General features: G+C 60.3%; 20 protein-coding genes. 9 read left to right on the top strand and 11 right to left on the bottom strand.

The window, feature by feature from the left end; translation table 11 throughout:
• A complete protein-coding gene (locus Q0887_RS14310; protein ID WP_299196549.1) occupies positions 1–894 on the bottom strand; it encodes a hypothetical protein in 894 nt (297 codons plus the stop codon).
• A gap of 182 nt (positions 895–1,076) precedes the next feature.
• Between Q0887_RS14310 and Q0887_RS14305 the strand changes: the two genes are divergently transcribed.
• Positions 1,077–1,589, top strand: a complete 513-nt coding sequence (locus tag Q0887_RS14305; RefSeq protein ID WP_299196547.1) for a hypothetical protein — start codon at positions 1,077–1,079, stop codon at positions 1,587–1,589.
• Positions 1,590–1,619: 30 nt separating this feature from the next.
• Here the strand turns inward: Q0887_RS14305 and Q0887_RS14300 are convergent, their stop codons facing one another.
• Positions 1,620–3,185, bottom strand: a complete 1,566-nt coding sequence (locus Q0887_RS14300; protein ID WP_299196546.1) for a DUF389 domain-containing protein — start codon at positions 3,183–3,185, stop codon at positions 1,620–1,622.
• 235 nt (positions 3,186–3,420) lie between these two features.
• On the opposite strand from Q0887_RS14300, the gene Q0887_RS14295 reads away from it, so the two are divergent.
• The 3 genes from Q0887_RS14295 to Q0887_RS14285 are packed head-to-tail and all read left to right on the top strand — an operon-like array spanning position 3,421 to position 5,803.
• On the top strand, positions 3,421–4,665 hold the full coding sequence (locus Q0887_RS14295) for a toxic anion resistance protein (protein WP_299196545.1): 1,245 nt from the start codon (positions 3,421–3,423) through the stop codon (positions 4,663–4,665).
• Entirely contained in the window at positions 4,665–5,489 is an 825-nt protein-coding gene (locus tag Q0887_RS14290) for a hypothetical protein (RefSeq protein WP_299196543.1), read from the top strand. Before Q0887_RS14295 ends, Q0887_RS14290 begins: the two co-directional genes overlap by 1 nt.
• Before the next feature lie 11 nt (positions 5,490–5,500).
• Complete coding sequence (locus Q0887_RS14285) at positions 5,501–5,803, top strand: polyhydroxyalkanoic acid system family protein (RefSeq protein WP_299196542.1); 303 nt, start codon at positions 5,501–5,503, stop codon at positions 5,801–5,803.
• A gap of 11 nt (positions 5,804–5,814) precedes the next feature.
• Here the strand turns inward: Q0887_RS14285 and Q0887_RS14280 are convergent, their stop codons facing one another.
• The 3 genes from Q0887_RS14280 to Q0887_RS14270 form a co-directional block, all read right to left on the bottom strand.
• Positions 5,815–6,624 carry a class I mannose-6-phosphate isomerase gene (locus tag Q0887_RS14280; protein ID WP_299196541.1) on the bottom strand — a complete coding sequence of 270 codons (810 nt, stop codon included), beginning with the start codon at positions 6,622–6,624 and terminating at the stop codon, positions 5,815–5,817.
• Positions 6,621–7,661 (bottom strand): sugar phosphate nucleotidyltransferase, encoded by a 1,041-nt coding sequence (locus Q0887_RS14275; protein WP_299196540.1) that lies wholly within the window; start codon positions 7,659–7,661, stop codon positions 6,621–6,623. Before Q0887_RS14275 ends, Q0887_RS14280 begins: the two co-directional genes overlap by 4 nt.
• 92 nt (positions 7,662–7,753) lie before the next feature.
• Positions 7,754–8,473, bottom strand: a complete 720-nt coding sequence (locus Q0887_RS14270) for a hypothetical protein (protein ID WP_299196539.1) — start codon at positions 8,471–8,473, stop codon at positions 7,754–7,756.
• Between the two features lie 119 nt (positions 8,474–8,592).
• On the opposite strand from Q0887_RS14270, the gene Q0887_RS14265 reads away from it, so the two are divergent.
• Complete coding sequence (locus Q0887_RS14265) at positions 8,593–11,865, top strand: ATP-binding protein (protein WP_299196537.1); 3,273 nt, start codon at positions 8,593–8,595, stop codon at positions 11,863–11,865.
• Positions 11,866–11,955: 90 nt separating this feature from the next.
• Here the strand turns inward: Q0887_RS14265 and Q0887_RS14260 are convergent, their stop codons facing one another.
• The 3 genes from Q0887_RS14260 to Q0887_RS14250 all read right to left on the bottom strand — a co-directional run bounded on the left by Q0887_RS14260 (position 11,956) and on the right by Q0887_RS14250 (position 18,261).
• Positions 11,956–15,423 carry a TonB-dependent receptor gene (locus Q0887_RS14260; RefSeq protein ID WP_299196536.1) on the bottom strand — a complete coding sequence of 1,156 codons (3,468 nt, stop codon included), beginning with the start codon at positions 15,421–15,423 and terminating at the stop codon, positions 11,956–11,958.
• Between the two features lie 371 nt (positions 15,424–15,794).
• Complete coding sequence (locus tag Q0887_RS14255; RefSeq protein ID WP_299196534.1) at positions 15,795–16,727, bottom strand: 2-oxoglutarate and iron-dependent oxygenase domain-containing protein; 933 nt, start codon at positions 16,725–16,727, stop codon at positions 15,795–15,797.
• 55 nt (positions 16,728–16,782) lie between these two features.
• Positions 16,783–18,261, bottom strand: coding sequence for a nucleoside transporter C-terminal domain-containing protein (locus Q0887_RS14250; RefSeq protein ID WP_299196532.1), 1,479 nt, complete (start codon positions 18,259–18,261; stop codon positions 16,783–16,785).
• Between the two features lie 261 nt (positions 18,262–18,522).
• Here Q0887_RS14250 and Q0887_RS14245 point away from each other — a divergent pair, with 261 nt between their 5' ends.
• Positions 18,523–19,161, top strand: a complete 639-nt coding sequence (locus Q0887_RS14245) for a queuosine precursor transporter (RefSeq protein WP_299196784.1) — start codon at positions 18,523–18,525, stop codon at positions 19,159–19,161.
• 87 nt (positions 19,162–19,248) lie between these two features.
• On the top strand, positions 19,249–20,382 hold the full coding sequence (locus Q0887_RS14240) for an endonuclease/exonuclease/phosphatase family protein (RefSeq protein ID WP_299196530.1): 1,134 nt from the start codon (positions 19,249–19,251) through the stop codon (positions 20,380–20,382).
• Positions 20,383–20,400: 18 nt separating this feature from the next.
• On the opposite strand, the gene Q0887_RS14235 is transcribed toward Q0887_RS14240, so the two are convergent.
• Entirely contained in the window at positions 20,401–21,813 is a 1,413-nt protein-coding gene (locus Q0887_RS14235; protein WP_299196528.1) for a hypothetical protein, read from the bottom strand.
• A 4-nt stretch (positions 21,814–21,817) separates the two neighbouring features.
• Positions 21,818–23,086: a hypothetical protein gene (locus Q0887_RS14230; protein ID WP_299196526.1), complete on the bottom strand. Its 1,269-nt coding sequence runs from the start codon at positions 23,084–23,086 to the stop codon at positions 21,818–21,820.
• Between the two features lie 336 nt (positions 23,087–23,422).
• On the opposite strand from Q0887_RS14230, the gene Q0887_RS14225 reads away from it, so the two are divergent.
• Both Q0887_RS14225 and Q0887_RS14220 read left to right on the top strand, forming a co-directional pair.
• Positions 23,423–24,466 carry a catalase family protein gene (locus Q0887_RS14225; RefSeq protein ID WP_299196524.1) on the top strand — a complete coding sequence of 348 codons (1,044 nt, stop codon included), beginning with the start codon at positions 23,423–23,425 and terminating at the stop codon, positions 24,464–24,466.
• The gene (locus tag Q0887_RS14220; RefSeq protein ID WP_299196523.1) at positions 24,463–24,891 is read left to right on the top strand and encodes a hypothetical protein; all 429 of its coding nucleotides are present in this window, start codon (positions 24,463–24,465) and stop codon (positions 24,889–24,891) included. The genes Q0887_RS14225 and Q0887_RS14220 overlap by 4 nt, the downstream gene beginning before the upstream one ends.
• A 16-nt stretch (positions 24,892–24,907) precedes the next feature.
• Here Q0887_RS14220 and Q0887_RS14215 read toward each other — a convergent pair whose 3' ends face one another.
• Positions 24,908–25,339: a hypothetical protein gene (locus tag Q0887_RS14215; protein ID WP_299196522.1), complete on the bottom strand. Its 432-nt coding sequence runs from the start codon at positions 25,337–25,339 to the stop codon at positions 24,908–24,910.
• Positions 25,340–25,403 lie beyond the last annotated feature (64 nt).

Here is a 25,403-nt window from a genome sequence, read left to right as displayed (position 1 = left end):
TCAGGCTGCGAGATGGTACTTCATTTCGCGCGTGATGCGCCCAAAGAATATGTTGCCTTCGCCTCGGGTGTCGGCGCAATCGTCGATGCCCAGTCGCGACAGCCACTGATCGTCAATGCCGTAATTCGTACCCGAAAGCGCCAAGCTGGTGGCTGCCGTGTCGAGCCAGTCCGAGAGGTCTGCAGAGGGTTCATATGCGACGGCGGTATGCTGTCCGTATCCAAAGACGTTGGCTTCTTCTCTCCCCATGTGGTGCAGCCGCGCTGCTTCGACCAGGTCGATATTGCGGAAAACTGCGATGCGGAATGGTATCGGTACACTCATGCGCTGAACACGCTCGTAGATCACTTGAGAATATGCACGCAGCGCAGGCGATGAATCCACCACGGGACCTTCCGGCGGGGTGATAATCGCACCCATCCGCTTCGCCAGATTAAGCGCTGCAATGTTTTCTCGATGAATTGCGCCGACGGTCGCAACGGCCCGCAGCGCAAAGGCATTGGGTTTCATGTGTGACAGGATTGTACCCTTAAATTGTGCGCTACGGACCAAACGGTGCGCAGTTTCACGCCGACGTTCAGACGGGAGGACGGTTAGGCCGCGCAGCTCATTCAGGCGATAGGTTTCGATCAATCCTGACCCGTAACGGCGATGAGTCACATCGATCAGGTTATGAAAACAAATTCCGTCCACGTCGCCATCGGTCCTGCTTACATGGGCAGTGCGCGAAAGAACGGCTTCTTCAATTCCGTGGACAGTTTCCGGCAGCAGGTAACAACTTCCGGCTTCCAGGGCGACTTTTCGGCAAGCTCGAACGTCGGCAGCAAGCTCAATCGCATTGTGTCGCTTTCCGGCGGCCTCTCCAGCGAGACCAATCTCGAACTTCTTGGTCATATCTTACTCCAATTTCGAATCAGGTTGTCACTTCAATGCCATTAGCCCCCGTTAGTGGTGTCTACTTACACATCTCCAAGTAGATTTGTCTACATCAATCGTGATAAATACCTTGCGAAAATCCGATTAAAGTGCTTTATCAAGCGCTGAAATCATACAACATACTGAACTTGGGAGTTTTTATGCCAAACCATCTATCCGTAGCCAATTCGGTCGAATCGATAAACTGCGCTAACAGGCGAGATTCCGGCTTTCCAGATCTGGCGGAAGAAGTCTCTCGCCTCGAATCGACACGCCTGATTCACGACCGGGTTCGATCGGCCAGCGATAGTGACACTTCCCCCTCGCTTTGCATGATTCGGAACTGGATCGCCGATCTTCAGGACGCCATTCTGAACGTCGATCTTTCAACCAAAGCCGAATTCAGTGTTCTGATGGCATTGATGATCGGTCTGGGGCTCAGGCAGACTGAGCTTGCGGCATCGTTGGGGTGCGACGAGAATACCGTCAATCGCTATGCAATGGGTCAGAATGCCCCAAGGTCAGTAGCGCAACGTCGCGGCGTTCTTCTTGAAACGTATAGGTTGCTGCAGTCGAGATTGAACGACGGCTCACTTCGCGCAATTCGGCCGATCGTCAAAAACGCGAAGGAGGCACAGGTTGAAGCGGCTAAAGCAGCGTATGCGAGCGACTAGATATCGTTCGATCGTTTGATACGATCGACGCTAACTCCCGCCCCACTCCGCGCGCAGCACGCCGCCAGCATTGCGGACGGTCACGCTCACGCCGCGCCGGGCGAGCAGCTCGGCGGCCTGGGTGGATTCCTCTGGCGTGCCGATCAACACAATCGGCAGGTCGATCCGTTTGGAGGCCCATTCGATCACTGCAAGCGCCTGCGCGCCTTCGGGTGTGGGGCCATCTTCGCCAAAGGTGATTTCGGCAGGCAGTTCGCCAATCGGCGGGAGCAGTTCGATCGTCCAGTCCGGCTCGGTCGCGGCGATGCGCATTTCCAGCGCGCGATAGGCGGCGAGTGTCGCGCCATCGAGCCGCTCTGCCCGCACAGTGGCGCGGCGGCGGGTGCGGTCGACGGTGACGTCATCCTCGCTGACGCCGGCCACCAGCGCAAGTCGGGTCGCCAATGTCTCGGCCCGTTCAAGCTCGGCAGCCTCCTCGCTCGCGCGGGCTTGTGAAAGCTGGGCCTGCTCGGCCGCGCTCGCGCCGGTCGGGACCTGATACTGCGTCAGGGTCAGTTCGACCGGACGCTCTAGCCGCGCAGCTAGCGCGCGCTCGATCTCGGCCTCGGCATCGATATTGGGACGCGGGGTGAACACGGTCGCAGCAATCGCCACCGGATCAGCCTTGAACTCGATCTCGACCGCGTTGAGGCGCGAATCGGAATCGAATTTCTCGACAATCTCCGCGCGCACGATCCGCTGGGCATTGGCTTGCCACGCAATGTTCTGCAGCGACAATGCCAGCGGGATGGCGAGGCCCACAAACACCGTCACAATCGCGATATTCTGAAACGCGGTGTTGCGCGCCGACAGGTTTGTCTGGAACCCGTAAAGCCGCGCCATACCCCATGCGGTAAGCGCGATGGTAATCAGGTTGGTCACATAGAGCAGCAGCGCGCCGGAAAAGACCGTCCAATTCCACGTCGCAAGGCCAAAGCCCACCGTTGCAAGCGGCGGCATCAAGGCGGTCGCAATTGCCACGCCGACGATTGTGCCCTCTCGCCCGCGGATCATCGCATAGGCGCCTGCGAGTGCGGAAAACAGCGCTACAAACAGGTCGAACAGGTTGGGCTGGGTCCGCGCGGCAATCTCTGGCGTGATCGTCTGGATCGGCGAGAGATAGACAAGCGCGCCGGTCAGTCCGATGGCTATCGCCGTACCCCAGGCGAGGCTGCGCGCGGATTTCTTCAGCCAGTCATAATCGCCAATCGCCAGCGCAAAGCCGAGGCCCATAATCGGGTCCATCAGCGGCGAGAGCAACATCGCGCCGATCACAACGGCAGGCGAGGACAACAGCAGGCCGAGCACCGCGATCCCGGCGCTCATCGCGGTCATGAACAGATACCGTTCGGACAGTGAGCATTCGGCGCGGCGTTTCTCGATCACCTGCGCCTGATCGACGGTGCCGACCACGTCCTCGCGCCACCAGCGGCGCACGCTGAACAGGATGCGTGACGCCGACATGCCCTCGCTGGACGTATCGGTCGCGGCCTTGGAAGGAATGGGTTTGTAGCCCGAACTGGAGGGTGCGAGCGGCGGTGTGTTTTCGTCTGGCAAGTGTCTAATACCCCGAATGAAACACCCATTTACTGGCTTTCGCACCGCAGGGGAACCCACCGGCGCATCGCGCGCAGGCGCGGCAATTGCAAAAGCACGAGGCATTCGCGCCAGTTTCCTGCTATCTTGAAAGGTGTGTTTTAGATCACTAATACAGTATCAAAGAGCACCAAGGATCAAATCTGCTGGGGCGGGGAATGGCCCTGCCCGGCGGATCAGGGAGCAAATACGCCGCATGAGCACCGAGATGACACCTGAGAAAGCAACCGAAACCGCCACCAAGACGGCCACCAAGACGGCTGGCGACTTTGAACTGACGCCGCCCGCGCCCGTGCCCGAGGTTGCGCCCGAAAAGGCCGCTGGCCTCGTCCCGGTTTCGACCGAGCAGCGATCCAAGCTCGACACCAAGGTGGACGCTTTTGTCACTGACCTTGTCTCTACCGATTCCAATTCGCCTGCCTTTGGCGAGAAGGTCGATCAGATCACGCGTATGGGTCAGGAACAGATCCGCGCTGCTGCTGCGCATTCCAACCGCTTCCTCGACCGTCCGGTGCGCGCGATGGACGCAGACAGCAGCGTGGGCAGCGATCTCGCCGAACTGCGCCGCACGGTCGAAGACCTCGATCCGGGCCGCAAGAACAAGCTGCTGGCCCCGCGCAAGCTGTTCGGCATCATCCCCTTCGGCAACAAGCTGAAGAACTATTTCGACAGCTACACATCCGCGCAGGGCCACATTCAGGCGATCCTCGAGAGGCTTGAGGGCGGCAAGAAGGAACTGCATCTCGACAATGCCGCGATCGACACCGAACGCGCGAAATTGTGGGAAGCGATGGGCGAGCTGGAGCAGATGATCCACATCGCCAAAACGCTCGACGAGCGGCTTGAAGCAAAGGCGCTCGAACTCGATTCCAGCGATCCGGAAAAGGCCAAGGCCTTGCGTGAAAGCGCGCTCTTCTATGTTCGTCAGCGCACGCAGGACTTGCTCACCCAGATGGCGGTGAGCGTTCAGGGCTATCTCGCGCTCGATCTGGTCAAGAAGAACAATGTCGAGCTGGTCAAAGGCGTCGACCGCGCCAGCACCACCACAGTCGGCGCGCTGCGCACGGCGGTGACGGTGGCGCAGGCGATGACCAACCAGAAGCTTGTGCTCCAGCAGATCACGTCGCTGAACGAGACCACCACCAATATCATCGATTCGACCAGCACGCTGCTGCGCGAACAGACCGCGCAGATCCACGAGCAGGCTGCCGCTTCGACGATCCCGCTGGAGACGCTGCAACGCGCCTTCCAGAACATCTACGACACGATGGACGAGGTCGACGATTTCAAGGTGCGCGCGCTGGCGAGCATGAAGCAGACCGTCAACGTCCTCACCGACGAGGTCGAGAAGTCGAAGGGCTATATTGCGCGGGCCGAAGGTCAGGCGCAGGCACAGGCCAAGGTCGCCGCCAATCCTTCACTGCTGGCGCTGGATAGCTGATGAGCGACACGACCCGCGAATCCGACCGGATCATGCATGCAGCCAAGACCTCGCTGGTGACCCAGCGGGACGGCGGCACGCATCGTCCGGGGCCGGTTAGCAAGAGCATCGGGCGCGGCTCGGCTCAGGCCAAGATGCGGCACTGGCTCAAACGCGGTGCCTATCTTGTCGCAGCGATCTTCGCGCTGTTTGTCGGGACTGGCATTATCGGCGGGATTATCGGCGGAATCGGCACATGGGGCGTCATGGCTCTGGGCCTTGCGGTGATGATTGCGATTGCGGTCTTTGTGCTTGCTCCCAAGCCCAAGCCCCCCAAACGCTCCGAGCTCAAGCAAGGCAATCCCAAGCAGATGGTCGCGCGCACCGAGCTGTGGCTCGAAGCGCAGCGCGATGCTCTGCCCGCTCCAGCTGCGGCGATTGTCGATCAGCTGGGCGTGCAGCTCGACGCGCTTGGCGTGCAGCTCGAAACCCTCGACGACGCACATCCCGCGATGAGGGAAGTGCGCGAGCTGGTGGGCGAGTATATCCCCGAGACGATCGACAATTACCGCAAAATCCCCGCGCATCTGCGGCAGGAGGAGCATGCGGGAGGCACCGCTGATGCCCGCCTGACCGAAAGCCTGACCAAAATCTCGGGCGAGGTTGACCGCGTGACCCGCAGGCTTGCCGAAGGCGCGCTCGACGATCTCGCGATCAAGTCGCGCTATCTCGAATATCGTTATGGCGGCGATGAATTGCTTGCCGATTTACAGGGTGAGGGAGGCGAGCAGGGCTCAGGCGTGCCGCTGCCCGATCTCGACCTCGCTCCGCAAAAGACCAGATAGGACCAATCCCGATGCGCGTTTCGCTACCCCATTCGCTCGGCAAGGAAGAAGTGCGCCGACGCATGCACGAACACGGCCACGAGATTGCCGACCACTTCCCCGCAGGCATGGCCAGCGTGGAAACCAGCTGGCCCGATGACGACCGGATGGAATTGCTCGTCAACGCCATGGGTCAGCGGATCAAGGGCGGGATCGACATCACCGAAGACAATGTGGTGATCGAAATGGACCTGCCCGCGATGCTCAGTTTTCTGCGCGGCACGATCGAAGGCGCAGTGCGCAAGCATGGCGGCCGTCTGCTCGAAAAGGGCTGAAGTTTGGGTCTTTAGTTCGGGCGCGTCAGCAGCGTTGTCTCTGCGCGTTTGAAATCGAGCGCATCCAGACTTTCCGCATAAAGACATTCGCCTGCCGCCGCGCTGGCGGTTCCATCCGCGCTGCGCAGTTCTCCGCCCAGCGGCAGCGCCAGAAGCGGGGCCGTGTAGGCCGCGCGCGTCGCCGCATCAGGCTCGCCCTCGATCCGGTCCATGCGGAAATGCGGTGCGTCGATCAGCGTGGTGCCGCGTTCCTGCGCAGTGCCGTGATGCGCGCGTGGATAGGGCCCGCAATCGGCCACTGCCAGCGCCCGTTCCAGATGCAGCGCCCGGTCGCGCCCGTAATCATAGAGGCGGAATGTGGTGTCGGAGTTCTGCTGCACTTCGACCAGCGAGAGGCCGGGGCCGATCGCGTGAACCGTGCCGGGGGGCAAGTAATAGACATCGCCGGGCGCGACTTCGTGCCAGGTCAGCAGCTCTTCGATAGAGCCGTCGCGCGCGGCTTTCTCGACCGCCTCAGATGACAGTTCGTTATCAAAGCCGATGGCCAGTCTCGCGCCCGGCTCGGCATCGAGCACCAGCCAGCATTCCTCTTTGCCATCCTCGCCTGCCAGAGCATTGGCGCCCGAGGGGTGGACCTGCACTGAGAGTTTCTCACTGGTGAAGAGGTATTTGACGAGCAATTGCGGCAGTTCTGCCGGAGGCTCGAACCAGATCTCACCGATCCGCTTGCCATCAGGCGCGGTGAAAGGGTCAGGCAGGCGGGTGCGCCCCCAGACTTTTTCGACCAGCTTGGTCGGCAATTGGCGCACGGCTTCGCTCACTGATTGGAGGCTCCGGGCAGTTTGCCCACCGCCTGCGCGCCATCGCGGGTGGTGACCAGCACTTCGCCGTCCGACACGATGATGCACACATCCTCTAGGCCGACAGCAGAGATGCGCGGGCCGTCGCTCATCGCCAAAACGTTGGAGCAATCGGCAAGGTCCGCCTCGCCGCGCACCGCGTTGCCCCGCCCATCGCGCTCCAAGGCATCGTGCAAAGCCGCCCAATTGCCAATGTCGGACCAGCCCATATCGGCGGGCACCATCGCTGCGCGCGCGGTGTTTTCCATCACCGCATAGTCAATGGAATCGCCTTCAATCGCGGCAAAACTGTCTGCATCTGGGTGGAAGCGCGTGCCCTCTTCGCGGCCCTTGTCCACCGAGGCGCGCACCGCTGCCGCCATCGCGGGACGATGCCGCGCCAGTTCGGCCAGCAAAGCGCCCGCGCGAAAGGCGAAGATACCGCCATTCCAGCTGTATTCGCCGCTGTCCAGATAGGCCTGCGCGCGCGCGCGGTCCGGCTTTTCGACGAATTTTGCGATGGCAAAGCCGCCGGGCAAAGCCTTGCCGCGATGGAGATAGCCATAGCCGGTTTCGGGCCGGTCAGCCGCGATGCCAAAGGAGACGAGATAGTCCTCAGCCGCCAGCGCCGCTGCTGCCAAACCTGCGCTGCGAAAGGCCGCCGGATCGGCGATGTGGTGGTCGCTGGGGCAGACCAGCATGATATCGTCTTCGGGGATCAGAGCCGCCGCGAGCGCAATCGCAGGCGCGGTGTTTCGGGCGGCCGGTTCGACAATCAGGCGATGCGGCGCGCCGTGCATCTGCGCCTCGATCAAATCGCCATGGCTTGCGCCTGCAACCACGATTGGCGCAGCAAAGCGATCATCCCCCGCCACACGGCTAACCGCTTGTTCAAACAGCGTTTCCTCACCCACCAATGGCAGGAAAGGCTTGGGGCGAGCCTTGCGGCTGACGGGCCAAAGCCGCGTCCCGCTGCCGCCGCACAGGATGACCGGATGGATGATGCGAGCCTTCGACATGGCTCGATCCTTAGCAGCGCGGCGGTTTATTTCCAGCTAAGACGCGTAGGCGAACCGCCGCCATTGTGGCGGCATCTCTCAGGCCCTGCCCTCTAGCGCGCACGGAAATCGACGCGGTAGCCATAGCGCGCCTCGATCGCGTCGCCCGCACGGTTGCGCGCCGGGTTAAACCGGATTTTCTCGATCACAAGCCCGCACACAAGCGCCGTCGTCTCGGCATCGGCACTGGTCTGCGCGACCGAGCAATTGCGCGCCCTGCCGTCGGTTTGCACGGTGAAAACCACCGTGACCGAAGTGCCAAAGCGCACCTCGCGCCCGCCTTCGGGAATGGGAAAGTCGCGGCGCGGATCGAGCCTGCCCGAAGCGACGCTGGGCCGCACTGCCACACCGTTGCCCTGCCCGCTGCCCTGATTGCCGCTGCCTGTGCCTGCGCCCTCGCCCTCGGCCCCTGTGCCATCGCCCGCCTCGCGCGCGCCCGATCGGGTCGCGGTGCCGGTGGATGAGGCTTGCGGGACCGGATCGGGCGTGCGCTCGATCCGCGGACTGGGCGCGCTCACCGGCTGCGGCACCGCGTCTTCTCCGGGGGCACCGGCCGCGCCTTCATCGGGCTCTGGCGGGGTCTCGGGCTCCTCGGGTGCGGTGATGGTGACAGTGAAGGCACCCACCACTTCATTCTCGACAGAAGCGGTGAAATCGGGCGCCAGTGCACGCGTCAATCCATAGAGCACGACGAGGTGCATCAGCACGATCGCCAGCACCAACGGCCAGCGCAGACCCTTCGGTTTTCCCTGATAGCGGCGTTGCGCGTTCATAATGTAACCTGTGGCAGGGAGATGATGAGTTTCCTCAAGGTCGCGTGCGTGAAGATCGAAACCATAATGATCTGAACGTTACCCGGCCGGCGCGGCTTGTCAGCATTGCGGGTGCCTTCATGCCCGCAATCTTAGCAGCGTTTTCAATTTTTGCGATGGAGCGCGTTATCTCAAGCGCACGAGACAATCCCGACGCTGTTGCCGCAATTGCGCAGGCCGCCATCGACAGGGCCGAGAAAGATGGTGCCGCAATGGCCGTGCCCGAAGCGGAAACGGGCTGGACGACGCCGGCTGACCTCGCACCCGAGCGGTCGCAATCGGTCTTGGGAACCTTGGCCGTAGCACCGCTCGATCTGCGCAGCTTGATCTTCGCGATTGCCGGGGGGACGGGCTTCTTTCTGATCGCCTCCATGTGCCTTGCCCTGTCGCGCTTTGACATGGCGCTGGCGAGCCTGTGGATGCCCAATGCAGCGGCTGTGGCCGCACTGATGCTGGTGCGGGTGCGCAGCGAAATCGCCTTCTTCGCGGCTATTGCGGCTGGCAGCGTCGGAGCCAATCTGCTGGCAGGCAATTCGCTGAACTTGTCGCTCGTCTTCACTGCAGCCAATACGATCGAGGTCTTGCTTATCACCTTGCTGATGCGGCGAGCCTGCGAATCCATTCCCGACATGAACGACCTGTCGGACCTGGGCCGCTTCTTGCTGATTGGCGGGATTGTCGGTCCGGCAGCGTCGACCTTGATTGCTGCAACCGCGTTAGTGCCTGGCACTTCTGCTCTAGCACAGGCTCCGGCAGCGTGGTTTATCGCGGACTCGCTCGGCATGATCCTGATCGTTCCGGCGCTCTTGCTGATCGTAGCTTCGCTGCGCTCCGAAGTCCGGCCGACCGGCGCCGAAGTGCTTGAACGCAGCGTCATGATGATCGGCGGATTGATCGCGACCTATCTGGTCTTTCGCCAGCCCACATATCCGCTGCTCTTTCTGATTCCGCCGGTGACCCTGCTGATCGCGTTCCGGGTCGGAGGACTTGGGACCGCTTTGTTCGTTCCGGGTATTGCCATTGTCGGCAGCTGGATGAACTTCAGCGGCTATGGCCCGCTTGCTGAGAGAGGCACCATCGCAGCAAGCGAGATTTTCGTGCTGCAGAGCTTTGTCGCGGCCAATTTCCTCAGCGGACTGCCAATCGCCGCGATCCTGGCCGGACGCGAACGGATCGCCGACGCCATGATCGCCGGGCGGCGTGAACTTGCCCTGCTGGCCGACAATGTCACCGATGCCGTGTTCAAGCTCGATCTGGACGGGGTCATCACCTATGCCTCGCCTTCGGTCAAAAAAGTGCTTGGCCGCGATCCGAATGCTATGATCGGCGACCGAGTAACCGACCGCCCGCATGAGGATTCGTCTGACAAGATTGCGCAGGTTTTGGGCAAGCTGCAGGCCGGATTGGCAGACCATCAACGCTTCACTTATCGCCGCCTGCACGATGCAGAGGACGGCACACCGGTTTTTATCGAGGCTGAATGCGCGGTCGCCTATGATCCAAAGACCAGCGAGCGGGCTGGCTTTGTGGTTTCCGCCCGCGATGTGACCGACCGGGTCGAGCTGGAACTGCTGCTGACCCGTGCCCGTCGCCATGCCGAAAACGCCGCTCGTGCCAAATCGGAATTCCTCGCCAATATGAGCCACGAGATCCGCACACCGATGAACGGCGTGCTCGGGTTTGCCGAATTGATCCTGCAGGACGAGCTGACCCCAGACCATCGCCGCCATACCGAGATGATTGTCCAGTCCGGCCGCTCGATGATGATGCTGCTCAACGACATTCTCGACCTTTCCAAGATCGAGGCGGGACAGATCGACATCGACCAGACCCCAGTTGATCTTCATGCAACTTTGTCCGAATGCGCCGCGCTGCACCGTGCTGCGGCGGAGAAAAAGGGCCTGCGAATCGAGTTTGAGCGGCGCGATGCACCCGATTCAGACCGAAGCACTGATCTCGACGAACATCCCTGGGTTGTCACCGATGCGCTGCGCTTGCGGCAGATCTCGCTCAACCTGATCGGCAATGCAGTCAAATTCACCGAGCGCGGCGAAGTTGAGGTTTCCTATTGGGCCGATGCGGAGGAATTCTGCCTAGAGGTGCGCGACACCGGGATCGGGATCAGCAAATCACGGATCGACACGGTCTTTGCCCCGTTCACGCAGGCGGAAAGCGACACGGCGCGCCGCTTTGGCGGGACTGGACTCGGTCTGACAATCTCGCGCCAACTCGCAGAATTGCTCGGCGGCACGATCACAGTCGAAAGCGACCCGGGCAAGGGATCGACCTTCCGTCTGACATTGCCCGCGACTTATGCCGAACCTGAAGAACGGCCCGAGCGCCTGGTGCCCATTGTCGAGCCGCAAGACCTGCCGCAATCGGCGCGCGTGTTGCTGGTCGAGGACCATGACGTCAACCGGCTGCTGGGCACAGAAATGCTCGAAAGGTGCGGGCAGTCTGTTGCAATTGCGCATGACGGGAATGAAGCCATCGCGATGGTCATCGACAGCGTGATGCGCGGCAAGCCCTATGATCTGGTGCTGATGGATATTCAGATGCCCGGCTGCGACGGCTATGCCGCGACCCGCGCCATTCGGGCTGAGGGGATCACCCCCGATGTCATGCCGATCGTCGCGCTCACCGCCAACGCTTTCCCCGAGGATATCTCCGCCGCGCGCGACGCCGGGATGCAGGCGCATCTGGCCAAGCCGCTGGTCTTTGCCGATCTCGCTCGCGCGCTGGGGCGATGGCTGCCCACCCGCATTATCGAGGCCGACGCGGGCGAAGAATCCGATGATTTTGGCGACATCACGTCTCAGGCTGACATGCCGCAATATGGCCGGGTCAATGCTCTGGATCACGCTCAAGCCGGTTACGCGCCGGACATGAAGGACCACCTGGCAGATCAGGGTGACGAGTTGGTATCCGCACACGACACCGCGCAATTTGAAGGCCAGCCCCGATACGAATCCAAGAGCGCAATGCCCTCCAAACGTCCTGCGCCGTCCCCTCCGCAATCCGAGACAGGCGGCAGTCTGCAATCGCACTCCCCCGACCTGCTCAGCCGCTGGACCGAGCGGCGCAGCGAGGCGGTCGAGGCTGTGCGACTGGCGCTGCAATCGGGTAAGCTTGGCGAACTGGGCGGCGATGAAGAAAGCGCGCAGGACCTTGCCAGGTTGGTGCACAAGCTGGCCGGAACCGCAGCAATCTTTGGCGAACCCGAGCTTGGCGATCAGGCCACCGCGTTCGAGCGCGCGCTGCGCATGAACATGTCCGGCGAAGTCAGAGAAGCGTTGGCATTCGAATTGCTCAGCGTGGCAGACGATCCGATCGACACACGCGCTCGCGGTTAAGGCGGTAGTCCAATCTAATACCCATCCCAAACGCAAACGGCGGAGCCCGAAGGCCCCGCCGCTCGCTTTTGGTCACTCGGTCGCGACGAATTAGAATTCGTAACGCGCACCGATCTGGATCCGCCATGCGGTGGAGGATTCGAAAGTATTCGCTTCACCAGAGCCCGGATTGAAGTTCCTGATGATATAGCGCCCTTCGTCGTCGAATGCGCCGTCGACCAGATCGACACGGCCGTCAAAGCCGCCCAGCGCGCGCTGGGAGTTCCAGCCAGCGTCGAGCAGGTTCAGGAAGTTGTCGAAGTCGACGAACAGTTCGATCCGGTCTTCGGTGATGCCGGTAAGGCTGCCGATGAACGGAAGTTCCTGGCTGAACCGCATGTCCATATCGAACGACCAGCCATTACGGCACTGGTTACGCTCGACCGTCTGGCCCGGCGTGAACTTGCAGTTCAGGTTGCTGACAATGCCGGTGCCGTCATTAAGAGCAGCAAGCAAAGCAGTGACCGCCGCAGGATCGCTGCTAGGCGACAAGTTCGGATCATTCACACCTGTCGGCACGTAAAGCAGCGCATTCTCTTCACGCGAGTTGGAATCGTTGAAGAACGGGCGACCATCGTCGAATACGAGGCTGTACGGGCGACCTTCCGAAGCCCGGAAGAAGATGCCGAGACCTGTGTCAAAGCCTTCGAAAAATTCCTCGCGGAAGAAGAGCGACGCTGTGATGTTATGACGCGTTTCGAATCCCGACTGCGACACACCAAGATTTTGACGATCAAAACCCGGAGTATTGTCAAAGTTCGAACCAGCGGTCGACGAACGGAAGTTGATCGTCTGCTCGCTGTCGCTGAACGCATAACCGAAGTTGACGTTCACGCTGCCGCCTTCGGTGAAGAGACCTTCACTGAAACGCTTGGTGAGGATCAGCGAGGCATTGTGGCTGTCGAAGCTCGGTCCGTTGGTCAGCTGCAGGAAGTCGTCGAGACCAGTGCCGCGACCACGCGAACCGTCGGGGTTGATGGCGCCAAAGCAGGCATCGGTAACGCCGTTCCAGACCGGCGGCGTGCCACCTGTACCCTGAAGTGTCGCATTACAGCCGTCATTGAGCGGATCGATCGGACGGTAGATCGGACGACCATCGACGGTGAAGCCGTTATTGCCGAGGCTTGTGTCGACGACCTGCACCAGGTCAACCACACTCAAAGTGTCGTTGAAGCGGGTGTAGATATAGTCAAGGTTCAGCGACCAACCCGAGAAAAACCCGCTTTCAGTGCCGATTTGGGTCGCAAAACCGATATTGGCACGAACGGCTGTCGGAATGTCGAAATCCGGATCGGTCGATTGGACATCTGCACGCCCCTGCGAAGCCTGAGCTTCACCGATATTGATGACGCATTGCGGGAGGCCGGTGAAGTTTCCGTTATTGAGCACCTGCGGCTGGCCATTGGCGTCACGGTTCAGTTCGGCATCGCTACACCCATTCGACGTACCCAGACCGGTCGAGAAACCGTTATTCGAGAACGCGTTCGAGAAGAACACAACCGGGTCACCGCCTGAGAACACACCGATACCGGCGGTCAGTCGGCTCGACGACAGGAAGCCGTCATTGTCGAACTCGTAAGTTGCGGCCAGGCGCGGCAGCACGACAGGATCAAGACTGCCGAACGAGTTTGCGTTGGTGAAGCCGAAACGCTGGCCAAACAGAGGGTTGGCAACCGGAGCATCGCCATCATACAGCTGGACGCGAACACCGGCGGTGAGGCTCAGCTGATCGGTGGCCTGCCATTCGTCCTGCGCGAAGACCGAATAGGTCCGACGGCTGAACAATGCAGCAGCATTGTTGATGTCAAAGCCCGGCGCAACGTTGATGTCAGCGGCGTAAGCTTCACCGTTGAAGATTTCATCATTGTTCGGGAAGAACTCATCACCCGGCGAAAGCAATCCGGCCGCGAAGTCATCGAGGTTCTGGAAGTACAGCGAGCCGGTTGCGTTGATTGCGAACAGGTTGAAGACTTCTAGGTCGTTGATTTCGGCACCGAGTTTTACGAAGTGGCCGCTGCCCGCATCGATACTCATGATGAAGCGCGCCTGGTCGATCTTCGTGTCGAGCTGGTTGGCCGAGCGGAAGATGCCGGGGCCAGTCGAAAGCGTGCCAATGTCGCCGGGGCCGTCGACGCCGACGACGAGACGAACGGTCGGATTTTCGGCCTGCGCTTCACCGAAACCAACCGGACCCTGAACGTCGCCCACTTCTGCACGGCTCACGCGCAGTTCGGTCGAGACCGTGTCGCTCCAGTCAGAATAGAGGCGGACCGAATAATAGTCGGAGATCGTGCCTTCGTCTTCGAAAGAGTTGAAGCCACCGAAATTATCACGGCCAAAGTCCGGCTCGATATTGGTTTCCTCAAGGCGCTGATAGGTCGCTTCGAGGCGGTGATCATCGGTGATCTGCGCGTCGAGACGACCGAAATAGCGGACGTTCGATTCAGGCAGCTGGGTGGGGATGCCACCAATGTCCTGGCCGTAAACGTCGCGTGCGATCTGCGCGAAACGGTCGAACTGTGCCTGAGTGACGAAGTCGACGCCCGGAGCGCCCGGACCGCCGTTGAAGCCGTCGCCAAGATCGGTCTCTTCGTAGCCGAAGGAGAAGAACAGGCGATCAGGAATGATTGGACCCGAAAGGGTGACGCCCCAACGTTTTTCTTCGCCCGCATTGAACGGATCGACAGAACCATCAGCCTGCTCGACCGAGTCGGCCTGCATGCCGCCGTCGAAATAGGTGATGAAGGCAGAGCCGCTGAAACGGTTGGTACCGGCCTTGGTCACAACATTGACGAGGCAGCCGGTGAAGTCCGAATATTCGACGTCGAACGGCGCGAACTCAACCGAAGTCTGCTCAACCACGTCGAACGGAAGCGGCAGCGAGTTACGCGCGGCAAACGGCGTGCCGTTCAGGCCGAACACGTCCGACTGGACAATGCCGTCAACGGTGAAAGTGTTACCGCGGTCGTTGCCGCCGAGGCACGAGATACGATCAACTTCGTTCGAACGTTCGAGGCTGACACGCGGGTCGATGCGGATGATATCGCGCACGTCGCGGGTGATCGAGGGGAACGCTTCGAGCGTTTCGGTGCCGAATGCGGTGCCCGGGCCAACAGCGATCTGCGTGACCTGAGCGCGCGCGCCGGTGACGATGATGGTGTTGCCGGTCGTGCTCTGCGCCAGCTCAAAAGAGAAGCCGGTATTGCCCGAGATGTTGGTGAAGACGTCTTCGACAGTCTGACCTTCATAGCCGTCAGCAGTGACGGTGACAGTGTAGGGGCCACCCGGCGCAAGCGACTGAATGCGGAAGTTACCGCTGGAATCGGCGCTGGTCGTGCTCGTCTGGTTGGTACGGGTGTCGACAACGGTGACCATCGCGCCGGAAAGCGCGTTGCCATTGGCATCGGTGACCTGGCCTTCAACGCCCGAGGTGATCTGCTGTGCGGCGGCGGGTGTAGCGATAGTGGCGGCAGCCGAGAGGCTGACAACGCTCGCTGCGAGGAGATATTTGAGTTTCATGTGAGGAATGCCCCTAAACATGGAATGTACATGCAATGTACGTGGAAGAGTGACTGACGCTATTAATGTGCAAAGCGCGCGAACCTTAGGCGCGATGCGCTGCACCATGGCGACTGTTTTTATGACATGATTGTGAAACGCAAAGTGCGAGTCCGGCGCCCTGTGGACATCTCGGTTCGCAATTGCAACCAAACCCGCAGGAATCCGCAGGACTCCGCCCCCCTGTTGCAAAGCTGCAACGAGTGGGGAATTTTGCCTTTGCCGGAAATGCCTCGGGAGATCGGCTCGAAAACGGGCTTCGCGCGCCTGAGTCAAGGCGCTCACACTTGCCGAGTCGCGGCCAGTAAAGCCTCAATCAGTCAAAGCCTAAATCAGGCGAGATTGATCTCGCGCAGTCGCTGCATCAGGAAATCATGGCTGGAGATCGCGGGCTGAACATCCGCGCCCTCTTCTGCGGCGCAATCGGCCAAAGGCTCGATCATGAAGTCGGGCCGGAAGTGCAGGAAGAACGGCATCGAATATCGCGAGTTCTGCGCGCGTGCGCCGCGCGGATTAACCACACGGTGCGTGGTCGAAACCAGCTTGCCCGCGGTCAGCCGTTCGAGCATGTCGCCGACATTGATGACCAGCGCGCCCTCTTCGGCTTCAACCGCATGCCACTCGCCCGCTTTGGTTAGCAGTTCGAGCCCCGCTTCCTCCGCTCCCAGCAGCAGGGTGATCGTGTTGATGTCGCCATGCGCAGCCGCCCGGATCGCGCCTTCGGGAGCATCAGGGCTAAGCGGCGGATAATGGAGCAGGCGCATGACCGAATTGCCGTCTTCAACGGTTGGCGCGAAATAGCCGCGATCCAGCCCCAGATGCAGCGCAATCGCTTCGAGCACGCGCCCGCCCGCTGTTTCAAATGCTGAATAGAGCGCGCTGAATGTCGGCTCGAACCCGTCAACTTCGGCGGGCCAAATATTGGGAGCCATAAACTCGGCCAGATCATGGCCTTCGGGCAGTTCGCGCCCGACATGCCAAAACTCTTTCAGGTCAAAGATGTTGGCATCCTTGGCCTTCTCGGTCCCGAACGGAGTGTAACCGCGCGCGCCGCCTCCGCCTTCGAGCTTGTAACTGCGCTTCACATCGTCAGGCAGCGCGAAGAACGCTTTCGACAGCGCATCGGCCTTGTCGATCAGATCCTGCGGAATGCCGTGATCGCGCACGACGGCAAAGCCATATTCGGCAAAGCTGCGGCCCAACTCGTCGGCAATCTCTTCAAGCGGTTTGGCAAGCGAAACGGAGGCGATGTCGATCTGTGTCATGCTGCTTATCTAATAGGGTGCAGGCGGTTGTTCCAGCCCGCATGCGCGTGTCGACCTAAAGCGGCAAGAACACACTCGCCAAGGCCGCGCTCATCAGATTGGCGAGCGAGCCTGCGGCGAGCGCTTTCAGGCCCAGCCGTGCGATCACAGGGCGCTGATTGGGAGCAAGCCCCCCCGTCACTGCCATCTGGATCGCGATTGATGAGAAATTGGCAAAGCCGCACAGCGCGAAGGTCACAATCGCGCGGCTGCGGTCGGTCAGCTCGCCTGCTGTCATGGCGCCAAGTTCGATAAAGGCGACGAATTCATTGAGGACGATCTTGGTCCCGAACAACCCGCCTGCGATCTGCGCCTGCTCCCAATCCGAAATGCCGATCAGGAACATCACCGGCGCGAACACATAGCCGAGCAATTGCTGGAAGCTGAGCGCGCTGAGCCACGCGGCGGTGCTCTCGCTGAACGGCACGCCGATCACGGCGGCGGTCGAGACAAGGCCCGAGCCAAGCCCCGCGAGCAAGCCGTTGGCCAACGCCACCAGCGCCACAAACACCATCACCATCGCGCCGACCGCAACCGCCAGCTTCACGCCGGTCTGCGTGCCCTGCGCGGCGGCCTCGATGATATTGGCGGGGCGGTGCCCTTCCTCGAAGGTTTCGGCCATTTCGACCTCTTCAGGCTTGCCGCTTTCGACCAGAGCCGCCGGACCGCCCGCACTGATCCGTGACTGGGGCAGCTCAACCTCTTCGCCATATTCGCCAACCATCGTGACGCGTGTCTTATCGTCGGAGAGGCCCTGCCCCTTCTTCAGTTGCTCGCCCGCCGCGCGCGCGACATTCGCGCCCTCGGCAAGCTCGGGCTCAGGCGGATCGGGCATGATGATCTTGGCCATCAGGATACCGCCGGGCGCCGACATGAAGGCCGCAGCCAGCAGGAACGGCACCGCTTCGGAACCGATGAAGCTCGCGTAAGCTGCCAGGATCGTCCCGGCGACGCCTGCCATGCCGACAGTCATCAAAGTGAAGAGCTTGGACGGCGACAAAGCCGCCAGATAGGGGCGCACCACCAGCGGGCTTTCGGACTGGCCGACGAAGATATTGGCCGCGCTGCCCAAAGCCTCGACCTTGCTGATCCCGGTGATCCAGCCGATCGCTCCGCCGACCCAGCGCACCAGTTTCTGCATGATGCCAAGGTGGTAGAGGATCGAGACAATCGCCGCGAAGAACACGATCACCGGCAAAGCGGCAATGACGAAAGTGTTGGCGAAGGGATTGCTCTCCATCGGGCCGAACACGCTTGTGATGCCAACCTTGGAGAAATCGAGCAGCGCGATCACGCCGTCAGACAGGAACCCGATCAGCGCCACGCCGAAATCGGTGCGCAGAACCAGCAGCGCCATAACAGCCTGCAAGGCGAACGCCGCGCCCACAACGCGCAGATTGATGTTCTTCCTGCCAGAGGACAGCGCATAGGCGATCCCCAAAATGGCGATGATCCCTACAAGGCTGAAAAGGATGGAGGTGACACTCTCGCTCACGGGTGGCTGCCCTTTGTCTGTGATTGTTCCCGAAGACCGTGCATAGCTCTTGTCAAAGCCATGCCTGTTCGCGCGGATGGGTGGCAGTTTGCGTCTCCGAAGGCAAGCGGGCAGCGAACAGAGCCATAGCGGACCGGTGAAAGAGCGAGCCGCGCGGCTTCCTTTTTGCCAAGGCGCGCATTACGCCATTGCCGCATGAGCGAGAACGAAACCCCAAGCGAAACCGTCGGTCCCAATGCAGAACGCGCGCTGGCCGCGCCGATGGGTCTGTTTGTCTTCATCATCCTCTATGGCGGAATGACGGTGCTGGCCGGCGTGGTCGCGTTCAAGCAGGTGCAATTGTGGCCCAGCAATCTCGCGGTTGAAGCGGGGATTTTTCCCTTCCTGCTGCTGGTTGTCATCACCAGCACCATCGCGCAGCTCTATGGTCAAAAGCTCGCTAACCGGCTGATCTGGGTCGGTTTTCTGCCGCTCGCGCTGTCAGCTGCCCTCATATATCTGGTGCTTTCGCTGCCCGCTTCGCCCGAAATGCTCGACTTCCGCGGTGAAGACCTCGCCGCGTTCGAGCGGGTGCTGGGCCAAACCCCGCGCATCCTGATGGCGGGCCCGGCGGCCTATATCACCTCGCTGCTGCTCAATGTCTGGATATTCTCAAAACTGCGCGGCACCGGAAAGGCGACCACATGGGGGCTGATGGTGCGCGGCGCGATTGCTTCTGCGCTCAGTCAGGCGGTCGATTCGATCATCTTCATCACGCTGGCTTTCTATGGCGAGTTCGACATCACCAACCTGCTGATCGGTCAGGTGATCGCCAAGGTCACGCTCAGCATCGTGCTGGTGCCGTTCCTGATCACCTTTGGCGTGAAGGCGGCGCAATGGCTCGATAACCGCCCGGCTTGATACCAGGCCCAGCAAAACCTGACGGCTCGATCCTATGGCTTCACCGCTTTGCGGGTTAGAATTCCCGCAAATTGAGGGAGCATAATCATGCCGTTCTATCACGGGCTCAAAACCTACGATCACACTGGCGACGCTGATTTTCCGCATTATCCGGGCAAGAAGCAATGGATCGCAGGACGGCTTCTCAATCTGCGCAAGGATCTTGATGAGGCGATTGTGAGCCGCCGCAAGCCGCGCTCACTGATCGTCGGAAGCTGGAATATCCGCGCCTTTGATGACGGGCTGCCAAGGCTTGATGAAAGCTATCACTACATCGCCGAAATCATCGGTGCCTTCGACATTTGTGCAATCCAGGAGATCAAAGGCGATCTCGAACCGCTCAAGCGGCTGGTCAAACTGCTGGGTCCCAACTGGGATTACTTCGCCTCCGACGTCTCGACCCACAAGGGCGGCAATGGCGAGCGGATGGCCTTCGTCTACAACACAAACCGCGTCTTCTTCCGCAATCTGGTGGGTGAAATCGTGCTCGATCCCGACGATCTCGGCAATGCGGCGCAATTCGCCCGCTCACCCTTTTTCGCCTCGTTTCAGGCTGGCTGGTTCCGCTTCTGCCTGTGCTCAACGCACATCTTTTTCGGCGGGACCGACGCGCAGAAAAAGCAGATGCGCAAGGACGAAATCCGCGAACTTTCCGAAATTCTGGTCAAGCGCGCGAAGAAAGAAGACCAAGTTTACATCCTGCTCGGCGATATGAATATCGAGAAGGAGAACGGCCCGATCATGCAGGCGCTGCTCGACAGCAAAATGGAAGTGCCCTTGTTCGGCGCGACCAATCTGAAGGGCGACAAGCATTACGACCAGATGGCCTATACGGTGAAGGGCAAGGCGGAGAACAAGACCCGCCTGATCCGGCGGGGGAGCTTTGACTGGCGCAAATCGGTCTTTGGCCCCTACCCGCAGGCCGAATATGACGCGCTGCCGGATGAGGAAAAACAAGGCCTCACCCGCCGCCTCTCACATGCCGAAATGCTCGCGCATTACAAACCGATCTGCGATCTCCAGCGCACCACGGCGGAAAAGCCGAAGGAGCCCTACAAGGACTTCGCCAAGAGCTATGGCGGGTGGACAACCTTCGAAATGTCCGACCACCTGCCGATCTGGATGGAGCTGGAAGTCGATTATTCCGACGACTACATCGCGCGGTTTCTTGAAGAGGAATAAAGCCGTGCGGTCCGCGCTCTAACGCGCAGCAATTGACCTCAATCCCGCAATGCCGGGCAGGAAGAAATACGCACCGCCAAGGACTTTGACGAAGCGGGGAATGTCTCCTGCAATGCGCGGCGTCCCTTCCTTGTCGTAATAGCGAAAAAGGTCAGTCCGGCGGTCATCGGGAAACGGGCAGCGCGATCCAACCAGCGGATCGCTTTCCTGCGAAAGGCCGCCGAATGTCGGGCTCTCAAGCCACGCTCCCTGCACAAATTCGAACTGGCGCGCCAGACTGGCATTGAGGCACATGAAGTGTAACCCCGCTGCGCCATGACCGCCGCCATCGCCCATCGCCTCTTCGGGTGACGCGATCTCGCCATAGGGCCTCCCGCGCCGCAAAATCCGGTGAAAGCGGGCGCTGGCGACCGCATCGCCGCTGGCCTTGCCCGAGAGGCCTAAGAAGGAGAGGAAATCGCGCAAGAACCCGCGCTGCGGAATCGGATTGTCACCGATCCGCGGATTGGCCCGCCGGATATGCGCGCCAAACGGGCAAACTTGACCGTGCGGGTCGGCATCAAACAGAAAGTCGGCTGACGCATCAGCCGCTTCAAGGCCCGGCAGCGGCTCGCCGTCAATGCCTCTGCCCACCATCCGTTCTGCCAGCCCGATTGCATTTTCACGCCCCGCTGCCTGCACTGCCCATTGCCAGAAACCGGAAACATCCTGCTCCAGCTGGCGGTAAACCAGGTAGCTACCATTTTGCTGCGTCAAGGGACCGGTCTGATCGCCCGCAATCGCGCGATATTCATTCGAATATCCCAGCACGACCTCGCCTGCCGCAATTGTCCTGCGATAGTTGCGGTCCGCGCCAGGGCTGGCGATGTCCTTGCTTTCCCAATCAACCTTGGGCTGGGATAGCCCGTCGGCAAAACCGAACGGCTCGCGCGCAACACCTTTCTCGTCGCGAGTGAGGGTGCTGGCAAAGTCGGCGACCAGCGAAAATCCGCTGGCGAGAAGGGTTTGGCTGATGTCATCCGTCCATGCTTCAATCTGCGAAACCTTGGCCAGCAAGATCAAGAGGACATGTGGCTCGCGCTCCTGCGTGCCCCACTGCCAGTTTTCCGGGCCGCTCTCGCCGACATCGCCCAGCCGGTGCGAGCGTCTTTCATCACTCGCCATTCCGTCGAGGAATTCGGGTGCCAGGCTTTCCAGTTCGTCCTCTGCGAAACCCAGCGCTCTCAGCCCCGCGCTTGTGAAAGCGATCTGCAAGACGCGATCGAGTGTATTGCCGCCTCCGACATCGCTCGAGCGGGTCGGTTCGGCCTGCGCCAGCCAGGCTTTTGCAGCAGCGTTGTCAGCGACCCGCAAGAGCAGATATCTGGCCCCGTCGAGCGATCCGAAACCTGCCCGCACCAGCGCCTGAATATCGTTGAAATCGGGGGTCATCTTGTCAGATCTCCGCCACCAGCCGCGCCAGCGCATCACCGCTTGGCGTTTGCTCGATTGCAGCGCGCAACCGCGCGTTTCGCGCCATCTCGTAAGTGGTCAGACCGCGAAAGGCGTTATACCAGAGCTGGGTCGGGATCTGGTGATGAAACAGATACCACTTGAAGTCCTGTTCGTGCTGCGCGCCGCCTTTGACCAGCCAATCGGTGCGTGGATAGCCCAGTCCGTTGGAGAATGAGAGGTTCAGCCCGAAGGCGACCTTGTTGATGAAGTCATCATTATAGGCCTCGCGGCTGCCGTCATAATTGCTGGCGAAGAAGATGCGGCGCTTATCATCCAGAAACGTCCAGCTGGCGAAGTGGATCGTATTGACCCGCGCCAGTCGCCCTCGGCTAAAGATATGCTGGCTGCCCCAATTGATGACGAACAGGATGACGATGGTCAGCCATCTGCGAAATCGCCCCGGCTTAAGGCTGCCAATGGCGCTGTATTGATTGGCGACATCATGGTCCTCAATCCCGGACAGCATCGCGTTGCGCGCCCTAAGCGGGCGAGGCGCGATGACCGGGTCCACTTTTTCGCGTTTGCGCAGCATCCAGATAAGGATTGGCAAAGCGAGCAAGAAGGCTGGCAGGAGAGCAACTGCGAGCACCGGCACCGACAGCATATGCGCGAAATTCTTTATCCGCTGGGCAAATGAGGGCTGGACTTGCGGGCTAAGCACAACCGAGGCTGCGGCGGCTTTTAGATGCGGCCAAAGCTCCTTGGGCGATGCGCCGGGATGCGCCAGCCGCACACTCAGCAATGCATCATGCAATGCGGCTTCTTCGCGGGCCTGCAGGGCAGTTCGCGACGGAGCATTGGCGTATTGGGCAGCTGCGCGAATCCGGTGCCGATGCATCCATTCGCCGATATTCTGCGCCGTGACCGAGGGATCGCAATGGGCAAAGATCTGCGCCAGCCCAGGAGCGGCTCTAGCGACCAGTTGCTCCAGCATATCGCCGGCCGCGCCATCTCCATCGACCATCAGTGCCAGCCGTGTCGGCTCGCTGACGGGCAGATCGGTTATTCCGGCACGGTCCCCAAGTGATGGATCTTCGAGTACGACAAACCGCGCGAAATGGATTGAGGCAATCTGGCCGAACGGGATCAGCGGGTTCGCAGGATCGGCCTGACCGGGCGCAAGAGTCATGGAAGCGAGGAGCGCTTTAACCTGCACAGCTGCCGCATCGTCAATTTCAGCTGCAATGATCAGAAGTGACTTGCGTGCCATTAGAGGTCGCTCATTGGAGATGGATATGGTTTCAATGACCATTCCAGAAGTTTGAAACTTAATTTGACCCGCTGTCTTATCGTTACTGTATTCCGCAAAGTCGGCCGAATAGCAAGTGAGCCATTCGGACCTGCTTTATTGATGACAATTGAGATCAATGATTTAAGTATAAGGGACGTTCGCTTCTGATTTTGGGGGGAGAGAGCAACTTTGCGCTGGTTTCACGATTTTCTACAGGGCCTGCTGCTTGCCCAGCGGCGCATTGACCCGTGGATGCGCCCGTTCCTTGATGCTGTTTTTCAGCGGCCGGGCACCGCAATTGTCCAGAAAATCGCTATGGCTTTTCGGCGCAACGAGAAACTGGCTCTGGCGCAGGAAACAATCAGCGCCGACGAAGAGGAACTGCTCGAAACAATCATCGAGCGGATGCGCGCGCATATGAGCCAGGATTTTGCGCCTGAAGAGATGGAGCGCGGCGGCAATACCAAGACGCACGGGGTTGTTCGCGGCGAGCTGGTTGTTCACCCGGATCTGCCTGATCACCTTAGGCACGGCATCTTCGCAAATCCGCGTTCATTTCCCGCGTGGGTCAGGCTTGGCGGCCCGGGTCCGCACACCCCTCCTGACATTGATGATGTCGGCGTGCTGAGCATCGGCGTGAAGTTGATGGATGTCCCCGGTCCCAAATTGATGGAGGACGAGCAGCACACGCAGGACTTCACCGGAATAAGCTGCCCGACCTTCACCACCCCCAACACGCGCGAAAACGCCTATCTGCAATATTGGAGCAAACGCGAATTGCCGCTCTGGTATTTCCTGGGCCGGCGCCCGCATATCCTCGATCTGTTGATGCAGGGCCTGTGGAGCAAGACGCAGGGCAACCCGCTGGGGACCGCCTATTACAGCTGCGTGCCCTATATGCTCGGCCCTGACGCCGCGATGCAGTACGCATTCTTTCCGCAAGGCAAGGTGGACATGAAAGTCGAAGGGCTGCCGGGACGGCCTTCGGATCATTATCTGCGCGAGAATATGGCCAAGACGCTGGGCAAGCACGAAGTGTGCTTCGCCATGACGGTGCAGCTTCAGACTGACTCGCACAGGATGCCGATAGAACATGCCGGGATACTCTGGCCCGAAAAGCTATCGCCGCGCGTGCCGGTGGCCACATTGCGGATCCCCGCGCAGGTTTTTGACAGCCCGGCCCAGATGGCGTTCGCGCGCAACCTTTCCTACAATCCCTGGCACAGCATTGCCGAGCACAGGCCGCTAGGAAATCTCAATCGGGCGCGGCGCAAGCTCTATTACGAACTGTCACGCTTTCGCCAGGCCAATAACGGCGTCGATCATATTGAGCCAACTGGCGAGGAAACCTTTAGTTGAAGCTTGATGATGGCAATTGGGTCCTGAAACTCACGCTCATCTATCTGTGGGGCGGACTGGCGCTCGATGTTGTAATCTCCATCCTGGCATGGAGCGATCCGCACCTCTGGTTCGCGTTCTTCCATGATACTGCGCCGCAGGGTCAGGAGGTTGCTCTATTGCGCAGGGCCGCCGGGCAGTGGACGGCTTTCGCCCTCGCGCAGGCTCTGGCGCTGCTGTTGCTGCGCAGACATCCGATCTGGCTGGTCATCATGGCCGGGATCCGCTTCTCGGATATCTTCACTGACCTGTTCTACATGCTGAGCGCGCAGCCCTTGACGACAAGCGGCTGGCTCGTTCTCGCGCCGCTTCCATTGGTCAATATTGCGGGCGTCTTCCTGCTGATGCGTTGCTATCGGCTCATGACCGAAGAGCGCCAGACCTGACTGCCGGGACAGTCGGTCAGAACTCCAATACGAAGTCGATCAGCCGGGTCTTTTCCCAATAGACTTTGCCGAGATAGACATCGGGAGCGACCATGCGCATTTCATCACGGACCAATTGTGCAACCATCGACGTTTCCGAATAGTCGAGGACTATGCACTCCTTCCCGTCGAGCCAGCTTTCCTGCTTGTACACCTTGGCCATGATCGCCTGAATTCCGAAGGGCAGGATCTGGTTGCGCAGATAGCCGCCTTCGGGATCAAACACTTTGCCCTGCCAGGCGAAGAAATTTATCACCTGCGCGATCTCGTCCGAAAAACTTGAGCCGGGGAAGAAGACCGGAGTGCCCTTTGCTTCGCCGGTTGGGATAGGACCGGCCTCACAGCTCGAAAAAAGATCATCAAGTTCTGACTGTGACATCGTCAGCATCTTTGCTGCATTTAAAGACATACTCATCTCCCCCATTTGACCCAATCTCCAGGGCCGGTGGCCGCATTCTGCATTCAGAACAGGC

The organism is uncultured Erythrobacter sp. (assembly GCF_947492365.1).
In the GTDB taxonomy this organism is placed as follows: domain Bacteria; phylum Pseudomonadota; class Alphaproteobacteria; order Sphingomonadales; family Sphingomonadaceae; genus Erythrobacter.
The sequence above is the reverse complement of the archived record's forward strand: the minus strand, read 5'-3'. Positions and strand labels throughout refer to the sequence as shown.